Origin of the sequence: Streptomyces sp. NPDC005574 (genome assembly GCF_040605435.1) — a bacterium.
GTDB lineage: Bacteria > Actinomycetota > Actinomycetes > Streptomycetales > Streptomycetaceae > Streptomyces.
Window position 1 is genome coordinate 1 of sequence record NZ_JBEXCW010000300.1, and the last position, 1732, is coordinate 1732.

Consider the following 1732-nt stretch of genomic DNA (forward strand, 5'->3'; position numbering starts at 1 on the left):
GATCGACACGTCATCCGTCAACCGCCTCGCGGCCCCACCCTCAACTCGCTCCACCCGAAGATCATCACACGTAGATCATTAACTCATGACCATTGATGCAGGACAAGGGGGACGACATGATCAGTGCAGAGCGCCGCAGAAGAGGGCTGGCCGCGTTAGTGCCTGCGTGAAGTCGTGATCATTCTCGGGTTCTGGTCCTGTGCGGTGGCGGGACCTGGTAGGACGCTGGGTGTGACACGTAGGCAACTCACCGACGAGTAATGGGAGTTCATCGAGCCGTACCTGCCTATAGGCGAGTACAGTCCGTACCCCGAGCGGCTGCGGGAACAGTTCGAGGGGATGATCTGGCGGTTCCGGTCCAGCGCCCAGTGGCGTGAGATGCCCTCCGAGTTCGGACCATGGCCGACGGTCTACGGGCGCTTTCGTGTCTGGAGGGACGCCGGAGTCTTCTCGGCTCTCCTCGAAAGCGTGATTGTCGAGGCCGCCCGCCGGAGGCAGGCGGACCTATCCCCGGTCAGCGTAGATTCCACCACCGCTCGCGCCCACAACGACGCAGCAGGGATAGGCATCGGCAGGGAGGTCATGGACGCTCTTGAGGGGCGCGACCGCACGATACGTCTGAGCGTTGGGCGTGATGGGCGGTGACTGTCGGGGGGACTCCGCGTTAGTTCAGGTATGAGCGTGACGATCGGGCAGCCGTTGCCTGTAGCGGGAGGCGTGCCGGGTGTCCAGGTGGCTGCTGTCGACCTCGGATATTCAGCGGCTGAGGTGATCTGATCGGGTATCAGCAGAAGGTGTCCAGTCACCTTCTACCCGGCCGTGGCCCGCAGCGGCGTGGCTGTGGCCACCGTGATAGCGCTGGGCAGCGCGCCGGTCTTCACCGGACTGCTGTCCTGGAGCACCGGCGGTGCCCGGCCGACCGCACGCTGGACCGGTGCCACTGCAGCCGCCGTGCTGGGCTGCACCCTGCTGGTTCTGGGCCCCGAGCTCACCGGACACGCGATGCCCGCGGATATGACGGGTATCGCGCTCGCCGCATGCGCGGGCCTGTCCTACGCCGTGTACTCGCTAATCGGCGGCAAGCTCATCACGAGCGGGCACCCCTCGGACTCGGTGATGGGCGTGATGTTCGGCGCGGCAGGGCTGCTGGTCCTGCCGCTCGTGCTGTCCACCAGCACGCACTGGCTCGCCACCGCCCGCGGCGCGGCGGTGGCCCTGCACCTCGCCCTGTTCACCGTCTACCTGGCCTACCGCCTCTTCGGACACGGCCTGCGCCGCACCCCCGCGTCGGTGGCCACCACCCTGACCCTGGCCGAGCCCGCCGTCGCAGCGGTCCTGGGCGTCACCGTCCTGGGTGAACGCCTGCCGCCCGCCTCCTGGTGCGGCCTGGCCGTCCTCGTCCTGGGCCTGGTCCTCCTGACCGCTCCCGTCGGCGCCGGGCGCCGGGGACGGTAGGCACTGTTCTGCTCCGGTCCCAGGCAGGCATTGGGACCGGAGCAGAGCGGACTGCGCTGTGCCGCGGTCACCCCTCGTCGGTGGCGTCCGGGTCGCGCAGGGGCCGCAGGCCGCCAATCAGGTCCGGGAGCTGGAAGGAGGGCGTTGTCAACTTGTTGGGGCAGCGGGTCGTTGAGGGTGTGTTACGGGCTGCCCCGCGATTGATCTTGGTCACGTACGGGGACATGGGGAAGGCCGCGCGAGTTGTCTGGTGTGTGAAGATCAAACTGGCCCGCGC

General features: G+C 67.7%; 2 protein-coding genes and 1 pseudogene. 2 read left to right on the forward strand and 1 reads right to left on the reverse strand.

Annotated elements, in window-relative coordinates:
* Positions 1–270 precede the first annotated feature (270 nt).
* Both ABZT03_RS44310 and ABZT03_RS44315 read left to right on the forward strand, forming a co-directional pair.
* A pseudogene (locus tag ABZT03_RS44310) lies at positions 271–597 on the forward strand (transposase); the annotation flags it as partial.
* 243 nt (positions 598–840) lie between these two features.
* Positions 841–1455 carry an EamA family transporter gene (locus ABZT03_RS44315; protein ID WP_356049996.1) on the forward strand — a complete coding sequence of 205 codons (615 nt, stop codon included), beginning with the start codon at positions 841–843 and terminating at the stop codon, positions 1453–1455.
* 67 nt (positions 1456–1522) lie between these two features.
* Here ABZT03_RS44315 and ABZT03_RS44320 read toward each other — a convergent pair.
* Positions 1523–1732: hypothetical protein (locus ABZT03_RS44320; RefSeq protein ID WP_356049998.1), on the reverse strand; the 210-nt coding region annotated here is incomplete at its 5' end.